Origin of the sequence: Amycolatopsis sp. NPDC051716 (assembly GCF_040681595.1) — a bacterium.
GTDB lineage: Bacteria > Actinomycetota > Actinomycetes > Mycobacteriales > Pseudonocardiaceae > Amycolatopsis.
The window spans coordinates 241,399-257,872 of record NZ_JBFAZA010000008.1 but is presented as its reverse complement, the minus strand read 5'-3'; the positions used below and the strand labels follow the sequence as shown (position 1 = coordinate 257,872).

General features: G+C 67.9%; 8 protein-coding genes and 3 pseudogenes. 8 read left to right on the top strand and 3 right to left on the bottom strand.

Annotated elements, in window-relative coordinates:
- Positions 1 to 68 precede the first annotated feature (68 nt).
- Both AB0M30_RS13725 and AB0M30_RS13720 read left to right on the top strand, forming a co-directional pair.
- Complete coding sequence (locus AB0M30_RS13725) at positions 69 to 527, top strand: hypothetical protein (protein ID WP_364583819.1); 459 nt, start codon at positions 69 to 71, stop codon at positions 525 to 527.
- Between the two features lie 138 nt (positions 528 to 665).
- Complete coding sequence (locus tag AB0M30_RS13720; protein WP_364583817.1) at positions 666 to 1,073, top strand: hypothetical protein; 408 nt, start codon at positions 666 to 668, stop codon at positions 1,071 to 1,073.
- Positions 1,074 to 1,087: 14 nt separating this feature from the next.
- Here AB0M30_RS13720 and AB0M30_RS13715 read toward each other — a convergent pair.
- A pseudogene (locus tag AB0M30_RS13715) lies at positions 1,088 to 1,316 on the bottom strand (aldo/keto reductase); the annotation flags it as partial.
- A 303-nt stretch (positions 1,317 to 1,619) separates the two neighbouring features.
- Here AB0M30_RS13715 and AB0M30_RS13710 point away from each other — a divergent pair.
- The 5 genes and pseudogenes from AB0M30_RS13710 to AB0M30_RS13690 form a co-directional block, all read left to right on the top strand.
- Positions 1,620 to 1,997 (top strand): annotated as a pseudogene (locus AB0M30_RS13710) (hypothetical protein); the annotation flags it as partial.
- 354 nt (positions 1,998 to 2,351) lie between these two features.
- Positions 2,352 to 8,882 (top strand): RHS repeat-associated core domain-containing protein, encoded by a 6,531-nt coding sequence (locus AB0M30_RS13705; protein ID WP_364583815.1) that lies wholly within the window; start codon positions 2,352 to 2,354, stop codon positions 8,880 to 8,882.
- Complete coding sequence (locus tag AB0M30_RS13700; protein WP_364583813.1) at positions 8,879 to 9,361, top strand: Imm26 family immunity protein; 483 nt, start codon at positions 8,879 to 8,881, stop codon at positions 9,359 to 9,361. Before AB0M30_RS13705 ends, AB0M30_RS13700 begins: the two co-directional genes overlap by 4 nt.
- Positions 9,362 to 9,912: 551 nt before the next feature.
- Positions 9,913 to 11,013 carry a hypothetical protein gene (locus AB0M30_RS13695; RefSeq protein ID WP_364583811.1) on the top strand — a complete coding sequence of 367 codons (1,101 nt, stop codon included), beginning with the start codon at positions 9,913 to 9,915 and terminating at the stop codon, positions 11,011 to 11,013.
- Between the two features lie 1,120 nt (positions 11,014 to 12,133).
- On the top strand, positions 12,134 to 14,032 hold the full coding sequence (locus tag AB0M30_RS13690) for an RICIN domain-containing protein (RefSeq protein ID WP_364583809.1): 1,899 nt from the start codon (positions 12,134 to 12,136) through the stop codon (positions 14,030 to 14,032).
- Positions 14,033 to 14,181: 149 nt separating this feature from the next.
- On the opposite strand, the pseudogene AB0M30_RS13685 reads toward AB0M30_RS13690, so the two are convergent.
- Positions 14,182 to 14,511: pseudogene (locus AB0M30_RS13685) on the bottom strand (cellulose-binding protein); the annotation flags it as partial.
- Positions 14,512 to 14,772: 261 nt separating this feature from the next.
- Between AB0M30_RS13685 and AB0M30_RS13680 the strand changes: the two are divergent.
- Entirely contained in the window at positions 14,773 to 15,438 is a 666-nt protein-coding gene (locus AB0M30_RS13680) for a response regulator transcription factor (protein WP_364583807.1), read from the top strand.
- 26 nt (positions 15,439 to 15,464) lie between these two features.
- Here the strand turns inward: AB0M30_RS13680 and AB0M30_RS13675 are convergent, their stop codons facing one another.
- Complete coding sequence (locus AB0M30_RS13675) at positions 15,465 to 16,442, bottom strand: TQO small subunit DoxD (RefSeq protein WP_364583805.1); 978 nt, start codon at positions 16,440 to 16,442, stop codon at positions 15,465 to 15,467.
- Between the last annotated feature and the right edge of the window lie 32 nt (positions 16,443 to 16,474).

Below are 16,474 nucleotides of genomic sequence, written 5' to 3'. Positions count from 1 at the left end.
CCACCGCAGCAGCGATTGCTGACCGGCACCCGAGTCCGATGACACGTGCCCAAGCGAGAGGAATGCCCATGACTAGGCTCAGCAGGACGGCAAGCAGGCTCAGGGCCGCCACGGTGTGCGGGATCGCCGCGATTTCAATGGTCAGTGGGGCGGGCGTCGCGTCGGCGACCAACCCCAGCGACGCACCGCCCGGGTACGCCGGTCCGTTCTCGTACTGCAAGGGCAGCCAGTACGACTCCATTCCGCTGGGGAACGGCCACGCGTACATCGACATCTGGCGGTCCGCCGAGGGCAGCGGCACCTTGTGTGCGATGACCTACGACGTCCAGGAAGGCCGTCATGCCATGGCGGTCTACATCCGCCGCGAAGACTGGCAGACGGACTGGTACGACCTCGGCAATTACGACAGGTACGCCGGGGCCATCTACGTGGGCGGCACCGAGATCCACTGTGCCTATATCTCGGGATGGGTGAACATCGATGGCCAGATCTACAACGGCGGGGGCGAGAAGAAGATCTGTTCCTGACTGCCCACTCCTGGTGCGCGCAGGTCACCGTCGACCGATGAAACCGGGACCGCAGGCCGCCAGAAGTCACACTTCTGGCATCCGAATGTATTTCGTCCAGAATCTACCGGTTGGAGAAAACCGATGAGAAGATTCGGTATGGCCGTGGCCGCCGCAGCGGCTGCTCTCACTTTCGCCGCCGCGCCCACGGTCGCCGGAGCGGCACCGGCCGGCGCAGCTGACTACCCCGTCTCCTACTTCCTGGTCAAGGACGGCACGGGTGGCTACTTCTCCGGCAGGGTCACCTGGTACAACCGGTCCGTCGGCATCGTCGGGTCGTTGAACTCCAGCGGATGCGAGCGGGCTCTCGCGAGGTCGATAGTGAACTTGAAAGAGCTTGACGCGAGAAGCACGAGCTTGCGCTGCAATACCGTCACGTCGGTCAGCTTTTCCCTTTCCGCGGACGTTCCCGGTGGAGCGGATCGCGTCTACGTCGACCTCACCGACGAGTACGGCAGGATTCTGGACTTCATGAATTGCTATCGTGGCAACCCGGACTGCGTCTAGTACCGCTACGGCGGTCAGCGGCGAGCTTCGATCACCAGATCCGCGCGGGTCACCTTGCGGAGGTGGTCACCGGCGAGCGCGTCGTGCGGGAAGCCGAGCTCGATCGCGGAGGACCTCCGCGAGGCGGGCCAGGTGCGCGGCGGTGAAGCCGACCTCCAGAGCGCCCAGGTTGTCCTCGGGCTGCGCGGGGGTGCGGGCGCCGACGATCGGTGCCGTCACCGCCGGGTTCCGCAGCGGCCAGGCCGGCCCGGCCTGCGCCGTCGCGGCCCGTCGTCCGCGGCCGCAGACGAGCGCCAAGACCTTTCTCCTGCAGGCGCGTTGGCGAAGCCAAGATGCGAACGGTGAATGCACCACGAATTGACTTCTACGGGTGGGCTGCGACGCCCGCGAGCCGTGGCAGAGCTGCTTGTGACGGTGCGACGTGACCGCAGTCGAGTCGCCGGTCCGCCGCCGCAGGAACTGGAGCGCGCGTCGCTGCTCATCCAGCACACCCCGGGCCGCTACCGAATGCACGACCTCATCCGCGCCTGCGCACGGGACCACGCCAACTACCGGTACTCCACCAACGTGCAGATCGCGATCGACGCCGAGACCAGGTTGTTGATCGCCACCGGCGACCCGCGCCCGGGCAGCCGCAACGACTGCACCGTCCACCGCGACTCCGGCATCGCGGAGGTACTCGTCGGCCGGCCGGTGATGGCCGACGGTCGCTACCAACGCAACCTCGAGGTGCTACGTCACGACGCTGAGCGTGTCGATCCGGGCTCTGGGCTTGCGCAGCGTCTCCTGGTTCAGCTTGGTCAGGCTTGCTTGGCCGGACGGGCAGGTACCGCGCGGGTCGGCTGGAGTTCTCCGGTTCGAAACCGGTACTGCGCCCCCCGGTCCGGCCCGCCCACATCGACTCCAAAGGGTGTTTTGGTGTGAAAATCCGGCCTGGTTGAAATGTTGGAATCAAGCCTTCGGTGCGTTAGGTGATGACCTGAGCATTTTCTGAGCGAAATCAGGCTTTGTCTCATTCCATGTCGTCACACTAATGGGTGATGGCGATGGGGATCTTGGTGCGTCTAGCTTTCCTTTTGCCGCTCTCGGGTCCGGGTGCGCGCGACCTCGTTGCTCCGTCTCGTGTTTACTGGGTGGAAAGGTTGTGCCGTGTCCGGTTCTGGTCGAGGTGCGCGCAGATCTGTCGCAGTTCGCGGACGTGTGAACGGATGGACGCTGCGGGGGAAAGTCCGGTTCCTGATACTATTTCTGGCTGTCCTTGCACTTTCTTCTGGGTCTGTGACGACGGTTTCCGCCGCGTACCTTCCGGAGCAACCTCGCGCCGCTGTTCCGAAGCCCGCGGACTTCGGTGCGGGCGCGGCGAAATCCGCGGACCTCGCGATCGACGGGTGGGGTGACGCGCGCGGCTACCACCTCGAGGTGGGGCGGGAAAAGTCCGGATTTGCCTGGCAGGAAGCCGCTCTGATCAGACCCGAGGGCGTCGACGACTCGTCGTGGACGGGGTACCAGTGCCTGTCCGGAGACGGCCGGTTCGCGGCGGTGGCGGTGCTGCCGGCGTCAGCGGTCAACCGGCAAGCGGCTCGTGACCATGGCGCGCTCGCCTACTCCGTGGACTTGACGAGCGGCCTGGTACGCCCACTCGCCGGCGGAGTCGGACTGAAGTACTTCTCCCCAGGCTGCGGCACCGGCGACGAGGCCGTGTTCAGCCTGGACACCGGCGTCAACGACCAGGACACCCAGCTGCTGAGGGCGAATCTGGCGACCGGCAAGATCGACACGGCGATCACCGCGCCCGGACAGGTCACCTCCGCGGTGCCGACGGCGAGCGGGATCGTCGGTGCGGCCGGCCCGCGGCTGCTGTCGATCTCCGGCAGCGGAAAGCCCGTGGTCGTGGCGACGGCGAACGGCGATGTCTACGACCTGCGCCCGGCCGCCGACGGGGGAGTGAACTTCCTCTGGACCCGACGCGGGACCCAGGACGCCACCGCCGCACACGAACACGCCGGAACCGTGACGGAGCTGGGAACCGGAGCGCTCGCGCGGCTGCAGCTGTTCCAGGGCCGCGGTGGACACGGGCTTCTCGCCGGTGCCGGGCGCACCCAGCCAGGGGCCCTTGCCGCGGCCGCGGTATCCACAGCCGACGACATCGGGATGGCTCGCGGCGCATCGGCGTCGTCACTGGACGGCGATGCTCTGCTCGGACCGAGCGCCGACAGCCAGAGCCCTTACCCGATGGTAAAGGCGACCCGCACCGCGAAGGTCTTGAGCCGCCCGCCGGCGCCCAGCACCGCGACGGCCACCACCGCATGGCCGAACTACACCACCGCGCTCCCGCAGACGGTTGCGAGCTCGCCGGCCGGCCATCTCGTCCCGAAGGCCGACGCCGCCGGAAAGGGCGGCGGCGGCGCCGCGGCAGCACCCGCGGCGACGCAGACCCCGACCTGCGCCGTGCCGCCGCTGGACCCGGCGAAACAGGTCATGCAACCGAACCCGGCACAGGTCGACTGGGCAGTGCAGATGGCCGAGCAGGGCCTGCTGACCGGCAGCGCCTACACCCGTCCCGCCGGCTTCGACAACCTCGGTCTCGCGGCCTACGCGCCGAGCAGCGACTTCCCGTTGATCGCCCTGTCCCACCCGTCGGGCGGCGCGAGCACCGTACCGAGGTCGGTGTTCGAAGCGATCATGGCGCAGGAATCGAACTGGTCGCAGGCGTCGTGGCACGCTCCGGCCGGCACCGCGGGCGACCCGCTGATCGCCAGCTACTACGGCGAGGGCGGCGACATCCGGTCGATCAACTACGCCGGCGCCGACTGCGGCTACGGCATCAGCCAGGTCACCGACGGCATGCACGTGGGCGACCACTCCCTGTCCGCGCACGGCCAGATCAAGGTCGCCGTCGACTACCAGGAGAACATCGCCGCCGGCTTGCAGATCCTCGAGACAACCTGGAACTCCCTGTACACCGACGGGATCATCGCCAACAACGGCGACCCGAAGGACCTGGAGAACTGGTACTTCGCGGCCTGGGCGTACAACTCGGGCATCCAGCCCAACGCCGCCAACGGCAACACCACCGGCTGCACCCCCGGCCCGTCCTGCACCGGCCCGGACGGCACCTGGGGCCTGGGCTGGACCAACAACCCGGCCAACCTCGACTACCCGCCCAACCGCGACCCCTACCTGCAGGACACCTACGCCGACGCCGCGCACCCGGCCAGCTGGCCCTACCAGGAGCGAGTGCTGGGCTGGATGGCCTCGCCGCTGCTGCGCTACGGCAGCCACGCCTACGCCAAGCCGACGTACCACGGCGGCAGCACCTGGGTGCAGCCCGCGCCGTTCACCGCGATGTGCGACCTCGCCGACAACCACTGCGACCCGAACACCACCAACCCGACCAACCCGGGCGCCAGCCACTGCATGCTCAACGACTTCGAATGCTGGTGGCACCAGCCCGTGACCTGGATACCGGGCTGGGCGACAACCTGCGCAACCAGCCCTTACGCCGTCTCCGGCGGCAGCGAACCAGCGAACCCGACGAAGAACCCGCCGACCTGCAGCCAGGACACGGCAAAGGTCCCGGCCGGCGCCATCATCGTCGACGACGAGCCGAGCCGGCTCAACCTGCAGGGCTGCGGAGCCGCGAACTGGTCGGACAACGGCACCTTCTCCTACAGCTACGGCAAGAACACCGCCGGCGACCCCATCGGAGCGATCGACACCCACCAGCTCGGCACCGGCCTCGGCGGACGCATCCTCTTCTCCCACACCGAGGACGGCACGGAACCCGCCCTGATCAACACCGGCACCTGGACACCGAACCTGCCGTCGTTGCAGTACTACAAGATCAAACTGCACCTGCCAGGTCTCGGTGCCGAAGCCGACAACGTCGTGTACACCATCAACCCCGGCGGTGGTGTGGCGCCCTGGAAGATCCGGGTGAACCAGGCGTGGAACTCCGAGCAGTGGGTCACCATCGGCACGTTCGCCATGCAGAACGGCGGCAACGTCGTCCTCACCAACCAGTCTCCGACCGTCGACAAGACCGACAAGGACTACTTCGACTTCGACGTCGCCTACGACGCTGTCGCCTTCGTGCCGATGGGTGGAACTCCGGGCCAGCCGATCGGCGGCCCGCCGGGAATCCAGGACGCGCCGAAGGGCTCGAACCCCGCGTTCATCGCCTGCGGTTGCGCGAAGCGGACCGCCGGCGATCCGGTCGACACCGGCACCGGCTACTTCGGCGACGGCTTCACCGATCTGAGCACACCCGGCCGCGGCGCGGCACTCGACTTCACCCGCAGCTACGCCGAGGGAATCGCCGACCCGGACGGCCCGAACAAGAGCCTGGCCGCCGACGGGCCGTTCGGGTGGGGCTGGACCTTCTCCTACAACATGTCCGCGGCGACGGACCCGGGCACCGGCATGGTGACGATCAAGCAGGAAGACGACTCACAGGTCCAGTTCTCCAGCAGCAACGGCACCTACACCACCGTCGCACCGCGCTACGACGCCACGCTCAGCAAGTCCGGGACGTCCTATGTGTACACCAGGCGGGGCAAGAACATCTTCACCTTCGACGTCGCCACCGGCCGGTTGACCGCGGAAACCAACCCCGCGGGCGCCAAAGCCGGCCCGCCCTATCAGACGGCCCTCGGCTACGACGGCGCCGGCCACCTCGCCACCATCACCGACCCGGCGAACCGGACTTACACCCTCACCTGGACCGGTAACCACATCACCGCGCTGGCCGACCAGGCCGGACGGACCGTCACCTACGGATACGACGCCGCCGACAACCTGACCGACGTCGTCGACATCGCCGGCGGTCGCCGCCAGTACACCTACACCGGCTCCCACCTCATGACGTCCATGAGGACACCCGGCAACTACGGCAAAGCCGCGTCCGCCACGACGTCGATGACCTACGACAGCAGTGAACGCGTCCAGGCCCAGACCGACCCCACCGGTCACACGACCACCTTCACCTACGGCCCCGGCGGCGGTCTCACCGCCGGGCAGACCCTCGTCACCGATCCGTCCGGGCACAAGACGCTGGACACCTACCAGAACAGCCTGCTGGTGTCCGAGACCAAGGGCTACGGCACCGCCGATGCCGGCACCTGGTCCTACACCTACGACCCGGTCACCCTCGGCGTGAACACCCAGACCGACCCGGACGGTCACTTCGAGACCTTCAGCTACGACGACCACGGCAACACGATCGCGAAGTCGGATGCCCTCGGCGCCACCACGGCCTACCAGTACGACGACGCCGACAACCTCGTCGAGACCGTCGGCCCGGACCGCGTCGCCACCGTCAACGCGTACGACCAGAGCGGTCACGTCCCGGCCGGTGCGACCGGCGAGGGGGAGCTCACCTCGACCACCGTCACGCAGGCGAACAACGTCGTCGAGTCGACCACCGGCAACTTCGGGCCCGAACCGGTCCGCACCACGAACTACTACTACGACGATGCGGCGCACCCCGCCGACCAGACGCGCTCGACCACCCCGCTCGGCAAGACGACCACGACGACCTACGACGCCTACGGCGACAAGACCTCCGTCACCGATCCGGCCAACGATAAGACCACCTACGCCTACAACACCGCCACCGGGTGGCTCACCGTCACGACCGACGCCCGGGGAATGCCCACAACGCAAGACCACGACGCGAACGGCAACGTGGTCCACACGACCGACCCGCTCAACCACGTCACCTCCGCGAGCTACGACGCGGACGGAAACAAGACCTCGATCACCGACGCGAACAACCACACCACCGTCGTCGCCTACGACGCCGACGACCGCCCCGTCACGACCACGCAAGACGGCGGCACCGCGCAAACCACCGACTACAACCCCGACGGGACCATCGCCGACACCGTCGACGGGCTCGGCAAGAAAACGACCTTCGGTTACGACGGCCAGGGCCGCAAGAACTCCCGAACCGACGCCGACACCCGCACCACGACCACGCACATCGACCCGGCCGGGCGAGTCCTCACCACCACCGACCCGGACGGCCGGATCACCACCCTCGGCTACGACGCCGCCGGCCGGACGACGTCGGTCGCCTACTCCGATGGTCACACCGCCGGAGCGACCTACGGTTACGACCCGGCCGGCCGCCGGGTCTCGATGACCGACAGCACGGGCACAACCACCTGGGTCTACGACGTCTTCGGCGAGCAAACCACGCAAACCCAGGGCTCCGGCGCCACCGTCGGCTACACCTACGACGACGACGGCAACCAAACCGCCGTCGCCTATCCCGGCCAGACCGGCACCGTCACCCGCACCTACGACAACGCCGACCGGCTGCGCACGCTCACCGACTGGGCCGGCAACGCGACCACGTTCGGCTACAACGCTGACAACCAGGTCGCCACGATCAACTACCCGAACGGCACCACCGTCACCACCGGCTACGACAACGCCGGCCGCGCCACCGCCATCACCGCCGCGACCGGCGGGACGACCGTCCTCGCCGCGACCTACACCCGTGACCCGGTCGGCCAGCCGTCCACGCAGACCGTCGCCGGCACCTCGCAATCGGTCACGTACACCCCTCGCGAACAGCTGGCCACGGCGGGCAGCAGCGCCTTCGGCTACGACAACGCCGACAACCCGACCACGGTCGCCGGGACCACACAGACCTTCGACCCGGCGGGCCAGTTGCTCACCTCGGGCGGTACCGGCTACGGCAGCGACGACCTCGGTGAGCGGACCACGGCCGGCACCGGCACCACCTACGGCTACGACCAGGCTGGGCGCCTCAGCACCTACACGTCCGGATCGATCGCCGCCACGTACGCCTACGACGGCACCGGCCTTCGGGTGGGCAAGACCGTCAACGGCACGACCGGCACCTTCACCTGGGACGACAGCTCGACTCCCGACGTCCTGACCGACGGCGTCAACGACTACCTCTACGGCCCCGGAGGGCTCCCGGTCGAGCAGATCGGCGCCGGCGGCCCGAGCTGGTTCGTCCACGACGGACTCGGCTCGACCATCGGCCTGCTCGACTCGGCCGGCGCGGTGACCGGCCACTACAGCTACACCCCCTACGGGATCGCCACGTTCACCGGAACCACGACCACGCCACTGCAGTTCACCGCCCAATACACCGACGCCGAGTCCCACCTGATCTACCTGCGCGCCCGCTATTACGACCCCGCCACAGCGCTGTTCCTCACCCTCGATCCGCTCGTCGACCGGACCGGGACGCCCTACGCCTACGCCGGGAACAACCCGCTCGTCGCCATCGACCCCACCGGGCTGGGGTTCTGGGACATCGTCACCGACATCGGCGAAGCGGTCGTCATCGGCGCGGTGGACGTCGGCGAAGAGTTTCTCACCGACGGTGCGGCGACACCTTTCCTCGCTGAGGAAGACTCCGCTATCGCGGCCGGGTTCTCCGCTCTGCGTGGCCTGATCGGCGGGTACGCCAAAGCCCAGGTACTCGGCGACACGATCAACGACCTCGGCTACGACTCCGGCGGATCCGCGGCCGCCGTAGGCGGTGTCTACACCCTCCGGGACGACGACGGCAATGTGCAGTATGTCGGTCGCACCAACGACTTCGGAAAGCGAAGAATCGCCCACGGTAGTTCACCGACGAAGGGAGGCCTCAACTTCCAGCAGGAGTACACCTCGCAGGACTACGACACCGTCCGGGGGCTCGAACAGTACCTGTATGATGTGCACAGTCCGATCCTCAACAAGATCCGCCCGATCAGTTTGAGGAACGGCAACATCGGAAAGTACCTGGAAGCGGCCTGCAAGTTCATTGGAGAGCTCGGATGACACGCCGGGGAGCCAAGCAGAAGTATCGTGAAGGTGATTGGTTCACGGTTCCGCTTCGGGACGGACGGCACGCGATCGGACTTATCGCCCGAACCACAAAGAAGTCGCCTTCGATTCTCTTCGGATACTTTTTCGGGCCTGCGCGCGGTGTCGCGCCGGAGCTGTCGGATACGACCGACCTGCGGCCTGGTGCTGCGGTCTGGGTGCACATGTTCGGAGATGTCGGTCTCCACGCCGGCACGTGGCAGGTGCTCGGACAGGCGCCGGACTGGCAGCGTGACGCTTGGCCGATGCCGGGTTTCGTCCACAAGGACGCGCTGGTGCCCGGTCGTTACACGCGGCGGGACTACCCGGGAGAGGACCCGGGTGCGGACCCGGTCGAAAGCCGGATCGGGGAGGACGAGATCGCCGGACTGGCCGAAGACGGCCTCGCAGGTTCGGGTTTCGTCGAGCAACGCCTGACCAAATTGCTGACCTGACCGGCCGGTCGTTCCTCATGGGTCGGCCGACCAGACTCCAGGGATCGGCGGCGGCGTCGTGTGATCGGTCGTCCGTTCCGCCCCCGGCCATGGCGGCTGCGGGAGCTGTCGCCGTCATCGCGGTGCTGACCGCGGGCCGTACGATCATCATGGGCTTCGGCATCGATGCGTGAGGCACGGTCAGCGGCAGAGATGACCTTGTTCAGGACTTCGTACGTCCCGGTGGGGCCAACTCCAGCTAGTGGGCCCGGCGGTGCGGTCGCCGCTGGTGAGCCACCCATCGGCCGAAGTCTCACCGAGGTCACGTATTCAGAGGCCGTCGGGGATCTTGGCGAGTGCTCTGCGGGCCGCCTTGCGGATCCACGCCGGTGAGTGGGTGGAGCAGGGGCGACCGCGGCGCGAATACCGGGTGGGCGCAGGGGCCGAGGGCTTGAACCGTCGTTTGCCCTTTTGGACGTCCCACAATGGGGCTCGTCGTGGATGATGGGTCTATGCGGAGACCGCTGAATCGGCCACCCGAGGGTAAGCCGGCACAGAGCCGGGCGGAGGTCATGGACACGGCCCGGCCTGCGGCGGTGTCGGTCGAGTCGCCGGCCGCCATGCCCCGAAGTGCGGCGGCCGTCGAGTCGCTGGCCGCCATGGCCGGAAATGCGGCGGTCTCCAGATTGCTGACCGTGCAGCGGATGGGTTCGGTCATGAGCTCGGAGACGCAGCTGGGTGCCGTACAGGGCCACGCGATGTACGGGCTGCTGCCGGCGCTGGCGGTGATGCCGCCCAGTGTCCTCAACGATCAGGCGTCTGCTCGTCAGATGGGGGGCGACCGGCTGGTTCTGGCGATCGAGGCTGTGCAGGCCAAGGGCAAGCAAAACTGGATCGAGTTCGCCCGGCAGCGCAGTGGACGGCTGGCTCAGCTGCCGGCCGACCAGGTCACCGACATCGTCCGCTACCTGGGCGCGCCCGCTGACGCTCGTTACTACACAAGACAGTTCTTCAACCAGAACTACGACGGGGTGGTCGATCCGGTCAAAGGCGAGGTGCTGTTGGTGTTCAAAGTCCAGTTCTTCTTCGAGGAATCCTCCCGAGTGAATGTCGGTCCCATGCGGGCGAGTTTCCCGGCTGGGTTCAAGAGAGCCGTCGAAGAAGTCTGGTCGGGGAAAGGAACCTGTCAGGCGCCTGGTCCCGACGGCGCCAAGCGAGCGTTCTCTACCAAGGTTCAAGTGACGGCCGTCACCCAGGATCCGCACTACACCTTCCGGGTCAGCGTTATCCCGAAAGGCCGGGTGTCGGTCACTGACCGGGGCACACACAGTGGCGGGTTGGACTATCACGACAACGAGCCGCGGCAGTACTCCGAGGACTTCCCCGCGCCTGGTGGCAAGGTTGTCCACACCGAGACCGAGCAGATCGCCTCTGCGCACGAGGCCGGGCACGCCTTCGGGTTGGACCACGCTAACGGAACTGGCAGCGACTCGAAGGACTATGCCGACCGGCCGGAGCAGGCACCGGACATCATGGGCCTGGGCAACAAGATCTTGGTTCAGAGCAACCCGAAGGGGCAGGTCACGCACAATGACTTCGCACCCTTCGAGGCCATCGCGGACAGGTGGCTCAAGGAGCTGTATCCCGGCGGACTGGACGCGCAGTGTCGCTGATCTGTCTGTGTGGGCGGAGGTCGGGGGTCTTGGGCGGGCCGCCGTCGCCGATGCGCGGATTCGTGGAGCGCTCCGACCGGGTTCGGTCACGGTGAAGCCGCATTTCCAGACCAGAGTTGCGACTCGGCGCGCGGCTGGCAGTGATCTCCGATAGCGATCTTCATCGCGACGCAAGGCCGGCCGGGGCCGGCGGGGCTCCGACTGGGCCCGGATCCTGCTGGGCCAGTACGCCGACGGGCCGCGGCGGCCTGCCGGCCCTCAGATCCTTCGCCGGCACGACACGTTGCTTCGGAGAATCGCCGATTGCCCAGGGAGCCGGCCAGGATCTCAGTAGCCGCGCCACGGTGACCTCAGGGTGACGGCGAGGGCTGGAGACGAGTCCATCGGCGTGAACCGTCGGCCCGCCGGGCAACGACATCGCGTAGCGGGAAAGTTCAAGGCGAGCCCGGTCGTCGAGGGGGAGGGGACGACCGGGCCCGCGCCAGCAACGTACCCAGGTCCGTGGCCGAAAATGCTTACCAACCGAACTTCGGCGAAGGTGGACGCCGACGGCGTCGGCCTCTAGCGGCGGCCGAGCAGGCGCCGGACCAAGCTGCGACGCGATCGGAGCTTGCGTGGGTGGCGTGGTGCCGACCTGCAAGGCGAGGTCGAGCGCCGCGGCGCGTTGCCGGGCGCCGGCGCGAGCGCAGGCGGGGGAGGCGGTGAACGGCGCGGCGGAGATCATCGGGGTCAGCGGTGGCGGTGGTGAAAATCCCCCGATTGGCAGCGGGTCTTGAACTTGGTGAGGAAGGCGGTGAGCTCGCCCGCGGCAGTCTGATGGTGCCGCGGTCGTGCCCACTGCCGTCGTGGCGGACCGCCGCCACCGCTATCAGCCGTACACCGGGCACCTCGGGCTTGATCGCCGCCCCAGCAGCAAGCTCATGACTCGAAGGGGTCTTGAGCTGCAGGTTTACGGTCGGTCGAGGTCGAGCGACGTCGCCGAGGTGGGGCTCAACTTCACGACCAACAGCCGGTCCATTCGCGAATTTCGCGAAACATTCACCCTCTTGACGTAGGCGCCGCGAGCACCGATCATCCCACACAAGCTCTGCAATGTTAGCGCTAACAATGAGGTGCGCACATGAGATCGATGCTCCGGCGTGGTGCCGTGGTGTTCCTGCTCGCGGCGGCGATCATGCCGATCACCGGTTCGGCCGAGGCCGATGTCCAGCGGGTCCCGCCGGCACCGGAGGTCGCCGTGTCGCCGCCTCCGATGGGCTGGGCGTCGTGGAACAGCTTTGCGGCCAAGATCGACTACCAGACGATCAAGGCGCAGGCGGACGCGCTGGTGTCGTCGGGCATGAAGGACGCTGGCTACACCTACGTGAACATCGACGAGGGCTGGTGGCAGGGCACGCGGGACGCGGCGGGCAACATCGTCGTCGACGAGACCGAGTGGCCCGGCGGGATGAAGGCGATCGCCGATTACCTGCACCGGAAAGGGCTGAAGGCCGGGATCTACACCGACGCGGGGCGCGACGGCTGCGGCTACTACTACCCGACCGGCCGGCCGGCGGCGCCGGGCAGTGGCAGCGAGGGGCACTACGACCAGGACATGCTGCAGTTCCAGCGCTGGGGCTTCGACTTCGTCAAGATCGACTGGTGCGGCGGGGACGCCGAGGGCCTCGACCCGGCGACGACCTACCGCGCGATCAGTGACGCGATCACCCGTGCCACCGCACAGACCGGCCGGACGCTGAAGCTGTCGATCTGCAACTGGGGCCGGAAGAACCCGTGGAACTGGGCGCCGGGGACCGGGGCGCTGTGGCGCACCAGCAACGACATCATCTTGTATGGCCAGACCGCGAACCTGGGGCAGGTGCTCACGAACTTCGACCAGGCGCAGCACCCGGTGTCCCAGCACACGGGCTACGTGAACGACCCGGACATGCTCACCGTCGGTATGCCCGGCCTCACCGACGCACAGGCTCGTACCGAGATGAGCCTGTGGGCCGTCTCGGGTGCGCCGTTGCTGGCAGGCAACAACCTCGCGACGATGAGCAAGGCGACGAAGTCGATCCTCACGAATCGCGACGTCATCGCCGTCGACCAGGATCCGCGCGGCCTGCAGGGCGTGAAGATCTCGGAGGACAGCGCGGGCCTGCAGGTCTACGGCAAGGTGCTCTGCGGTTCCGGTCGTCGCGCGGTCGTGCTGCTCAACCGGACGTCCGCGCCGGCTCCGATGACCGTCCGATGGGCCGATCTGGGCCTGACGCCGGATCGGGCGCGGGTGCGCAACGTCTGGACGGGCGAGACCAGCAGGTCGGCGAACTACACCGTGACGGTGCCCGCCGGCGACTCGGTCCTGATCACCGTGGACGGCGACGAGGCTGCTTCGACGACCTACCTAGGTGACTTCACCGGCGTCGCGGCCGGCGCCACGGGGCTCGCCGTCGCGGACGTGTCCTACACCGCTCGCACCGACCAGACCGCGACACTGAAGGTCAACGACCAGCAGCCGACGGTCGTCGCGTTCCCCGCCACCGGCCGGAAGCCGGGCCGGGTGTCGGTGATCGTGTCCCTGGCGAAGGGCGTGAACAAGCTGTCGTTCACGAACACGCCGAGTGCGGTGACGGTATCCCCGCTTCCGGGCACCGCCGGCGCCGAAGTGGTCGGCAAGCAGTCCGGACGCTGTCTCGACATCGACGACAACGGGATCGGCAACGGCATCCAGGCTCAGCTGTGGGACTGCGCCGGCGGTCCCAACCAGACCTGGGTGTCGTCGCGCGGGCAGCTGGTCGTCAACGGCGGGAAGTGCCTCGACGCCTACGACAGCGGCACCACGAACGGTACCGCGGTGGTGATCTGGGACTGCCACGGCGGGGCCAACCAGCGCTGGAACGTCAACGCCGACGGCACGATCACCAACGCGGTGTCCGGCCTGTGCCTCGACGCTTACAACAACGGAACGGGCAACCGGACCAAGATCGTGTTGTGGACCTGTGGCTCGGGCGTGAACCAGCAGTGGTCGCTGCGGTAGCGGACTCGTGAGCGGTTAGGGCGGTTCTAACCGCTCACGAGTCGTTCACCCGGTGGTCACGGTGAGTAGGACCGCCTGCCCGGCCGGAACCGCGGCCGGGTAGCTGCTTGTGAACGTGCCTACCGTGCGCGCCCAGACGTCGCTTACCTGTTGTTCCGCACGAACCTGCCGCGGAGCGGTCGCCCTCCACTGATGCTGAGCACGCCGTCGTTGATGCCGTGCGATGCGAGGTACGCGATGGGAATCGTCCCGCCGCTACAGCCGCTGAGCCGGCCGCCCGAGTAGAGCGCGGCCGCGCGGAACACGTTGGCCCGGGCACACGTGAGCGCGTAGCTCATGGCGGCGCCGTAGCTGAAGTCGACCGAGAAGACCCGCGTCGTGTCGACGCAGAGGTCGCCCTCGAGCTGCTTGATCATGTCGTCCGCCAAGGTCACCTCTTGGCCGCCGGAGTTGGCCCATCCGTTGTTGAACCCCTGGGGGCGACGAAGTTCCGGCAGCACCGACCGCATCGTCGTGCACGACAGCGGCCCGCCCGACGACGAACCCGCGCCCGCGGCCAACCGGCCTGAGCGCCGCTTTAACAGTCGTCTCAGATTCGCTCGATATGAAGTAGGGCATCGCCGGGCGACGCGGGTGTCGGCATGGCCGAACGCGCCGCGCTCTGCGGCGGCACGGTCAGCGCCGGCCCCCGCATCGGACGGCGGCTGGACCGTCTACGCGACCCTGAAAGGCAGCCGTTCATGATCTCTGTGCTCGTGGTGGACCCCCAGCCGCTGCAGCGCTTCGGGTTTCGCATGCTGCTGGAGAGCTCTCCCGACACCGAGATCGTCGGCGAGGCCGAGAACGGCGCCGAGGCCGTTCGGCGGACCACCGAACTGCGTCCCGACGTGGTGCTGATGGACATCCGCATGCCGGGCGTCGACGGGATCGAGGCCGCCCGGCGCATCGTCGCCGCCGGTGGGCGTTCGCGGATCCTGGTGCTGACGACGTTCGACATGGACCGGTACGTGCTCGCCGCGCTGCGGGCCGGGGCGAGCGGTTTCCTGCTGGAGGACACCCGCCCGGAGGAGCTGCTCGCCGGTATCCGGGCCGTCGCCGCCGGGGACGCGGTGATCGCGCCGGCGCTGACTCGGCGGCTGCTCGACGCGTTCGCCGACCGGCTCGGCGATGATCTCTGCGGGCCCGTGCGGGAGGATCTCCGGCTGGACTCCCTGACCGGCCGCGAGCGCGAGATCCTGGTCGCCATCGGCCACGGCCTCACCAACGGCGAGATCGCGCAACGGTTCACGCTGTCGGAGTCGACGGTGAAGACCCACGTCGGGCGGGTCCTCGCCAAGATCGGCGCACGGGACCGGGTCCAGGCCGTCATCCTCGCCTACGACCTGAGACTCGCCCTGCCGGTTTAGCGGTTCGTCTGGCGCGTCCGCTCCGGTCATGCGGTCGCGACCTGCCCGTCGACGACTTGCACCGGCACTTTGGTCAGTGATTTCGTCGCCGGTCCGCCGGTGACCTGGCCGTCGCCGTCGAAAGTGGAGCCGTGGCACGGGCAGCGGAAGCCGGAGCCCGCGGGCGTGATCGGGCAGCCCTGGTGCGTGCAGTCGGCGAGGAAGGCCAGGAAGGTGTCGGTCGAGGGGCGCACCAGGTATGCGGCGGAACCGTTCGGTGTGGTGAAGCTTGTCGACGAACCGACGGCGACGGCGGAGACCGCGGCGATCACCGTCCGGGAGCTCGTTCCCGGGTCTGCCGGCCGGCTTGGTGCCGGGTTGGTGGTGGTGCGACGGGAAAGGGCGATGACGCCGCCGCCGAAGGCCGCGGCCGTCGCGGTGATCAGGCCGCCCCAGAGCAGAATGCGTCGCTCGGCGTCGTCTGGGGCGTCGTTCGGCGGGTGACGACGACGTATCGCGGCGCGCAGGTGGGCCGTCGTGGAGAACAGGCCTGCATCGCCGGCGATCAGCAGCGGGGTCCAAGCGGCTGCGAAGACGATGTCGGCGCCGAAGTAGTACGGGCGGGTCGTCCAGCTGACGGTGAGGAAGAAGCTCAGCGCGAGGAGAAACCCGCCGAGTGCGGCGATCCGGGTGAAGAGCCCGAGCAGAGTACCCAGCCCGACAGCGATTTCGCCGAAGGCGATGACCAAGCCGATGATGGTCGGGTGTTCGGCCGTGAACGACACCAGCGGGCCGATCGGCGAGGTTGTCGCGGCGTGCAGCATCTGAGCGTGGACGCCGAGGGGTGAGGTGTGGTCCAGGTACTGGGTGTCGAAGATTTTGGAGAGGCCTGCGTAGAGGAATGTGCCGCCGAGGAAAACGCGCAGCGGCAGGAGTGCCCAGATCGGTATCGGTGGTGGCGCATCGGCCCGTGGCGTTGTTTCGCCAGGGGAAGGCTCTGGGGACAAGAGAAGTCGCCCTTTCACGTCGCGGCGGGAGTCTTCAGCTGCGGCAGGAG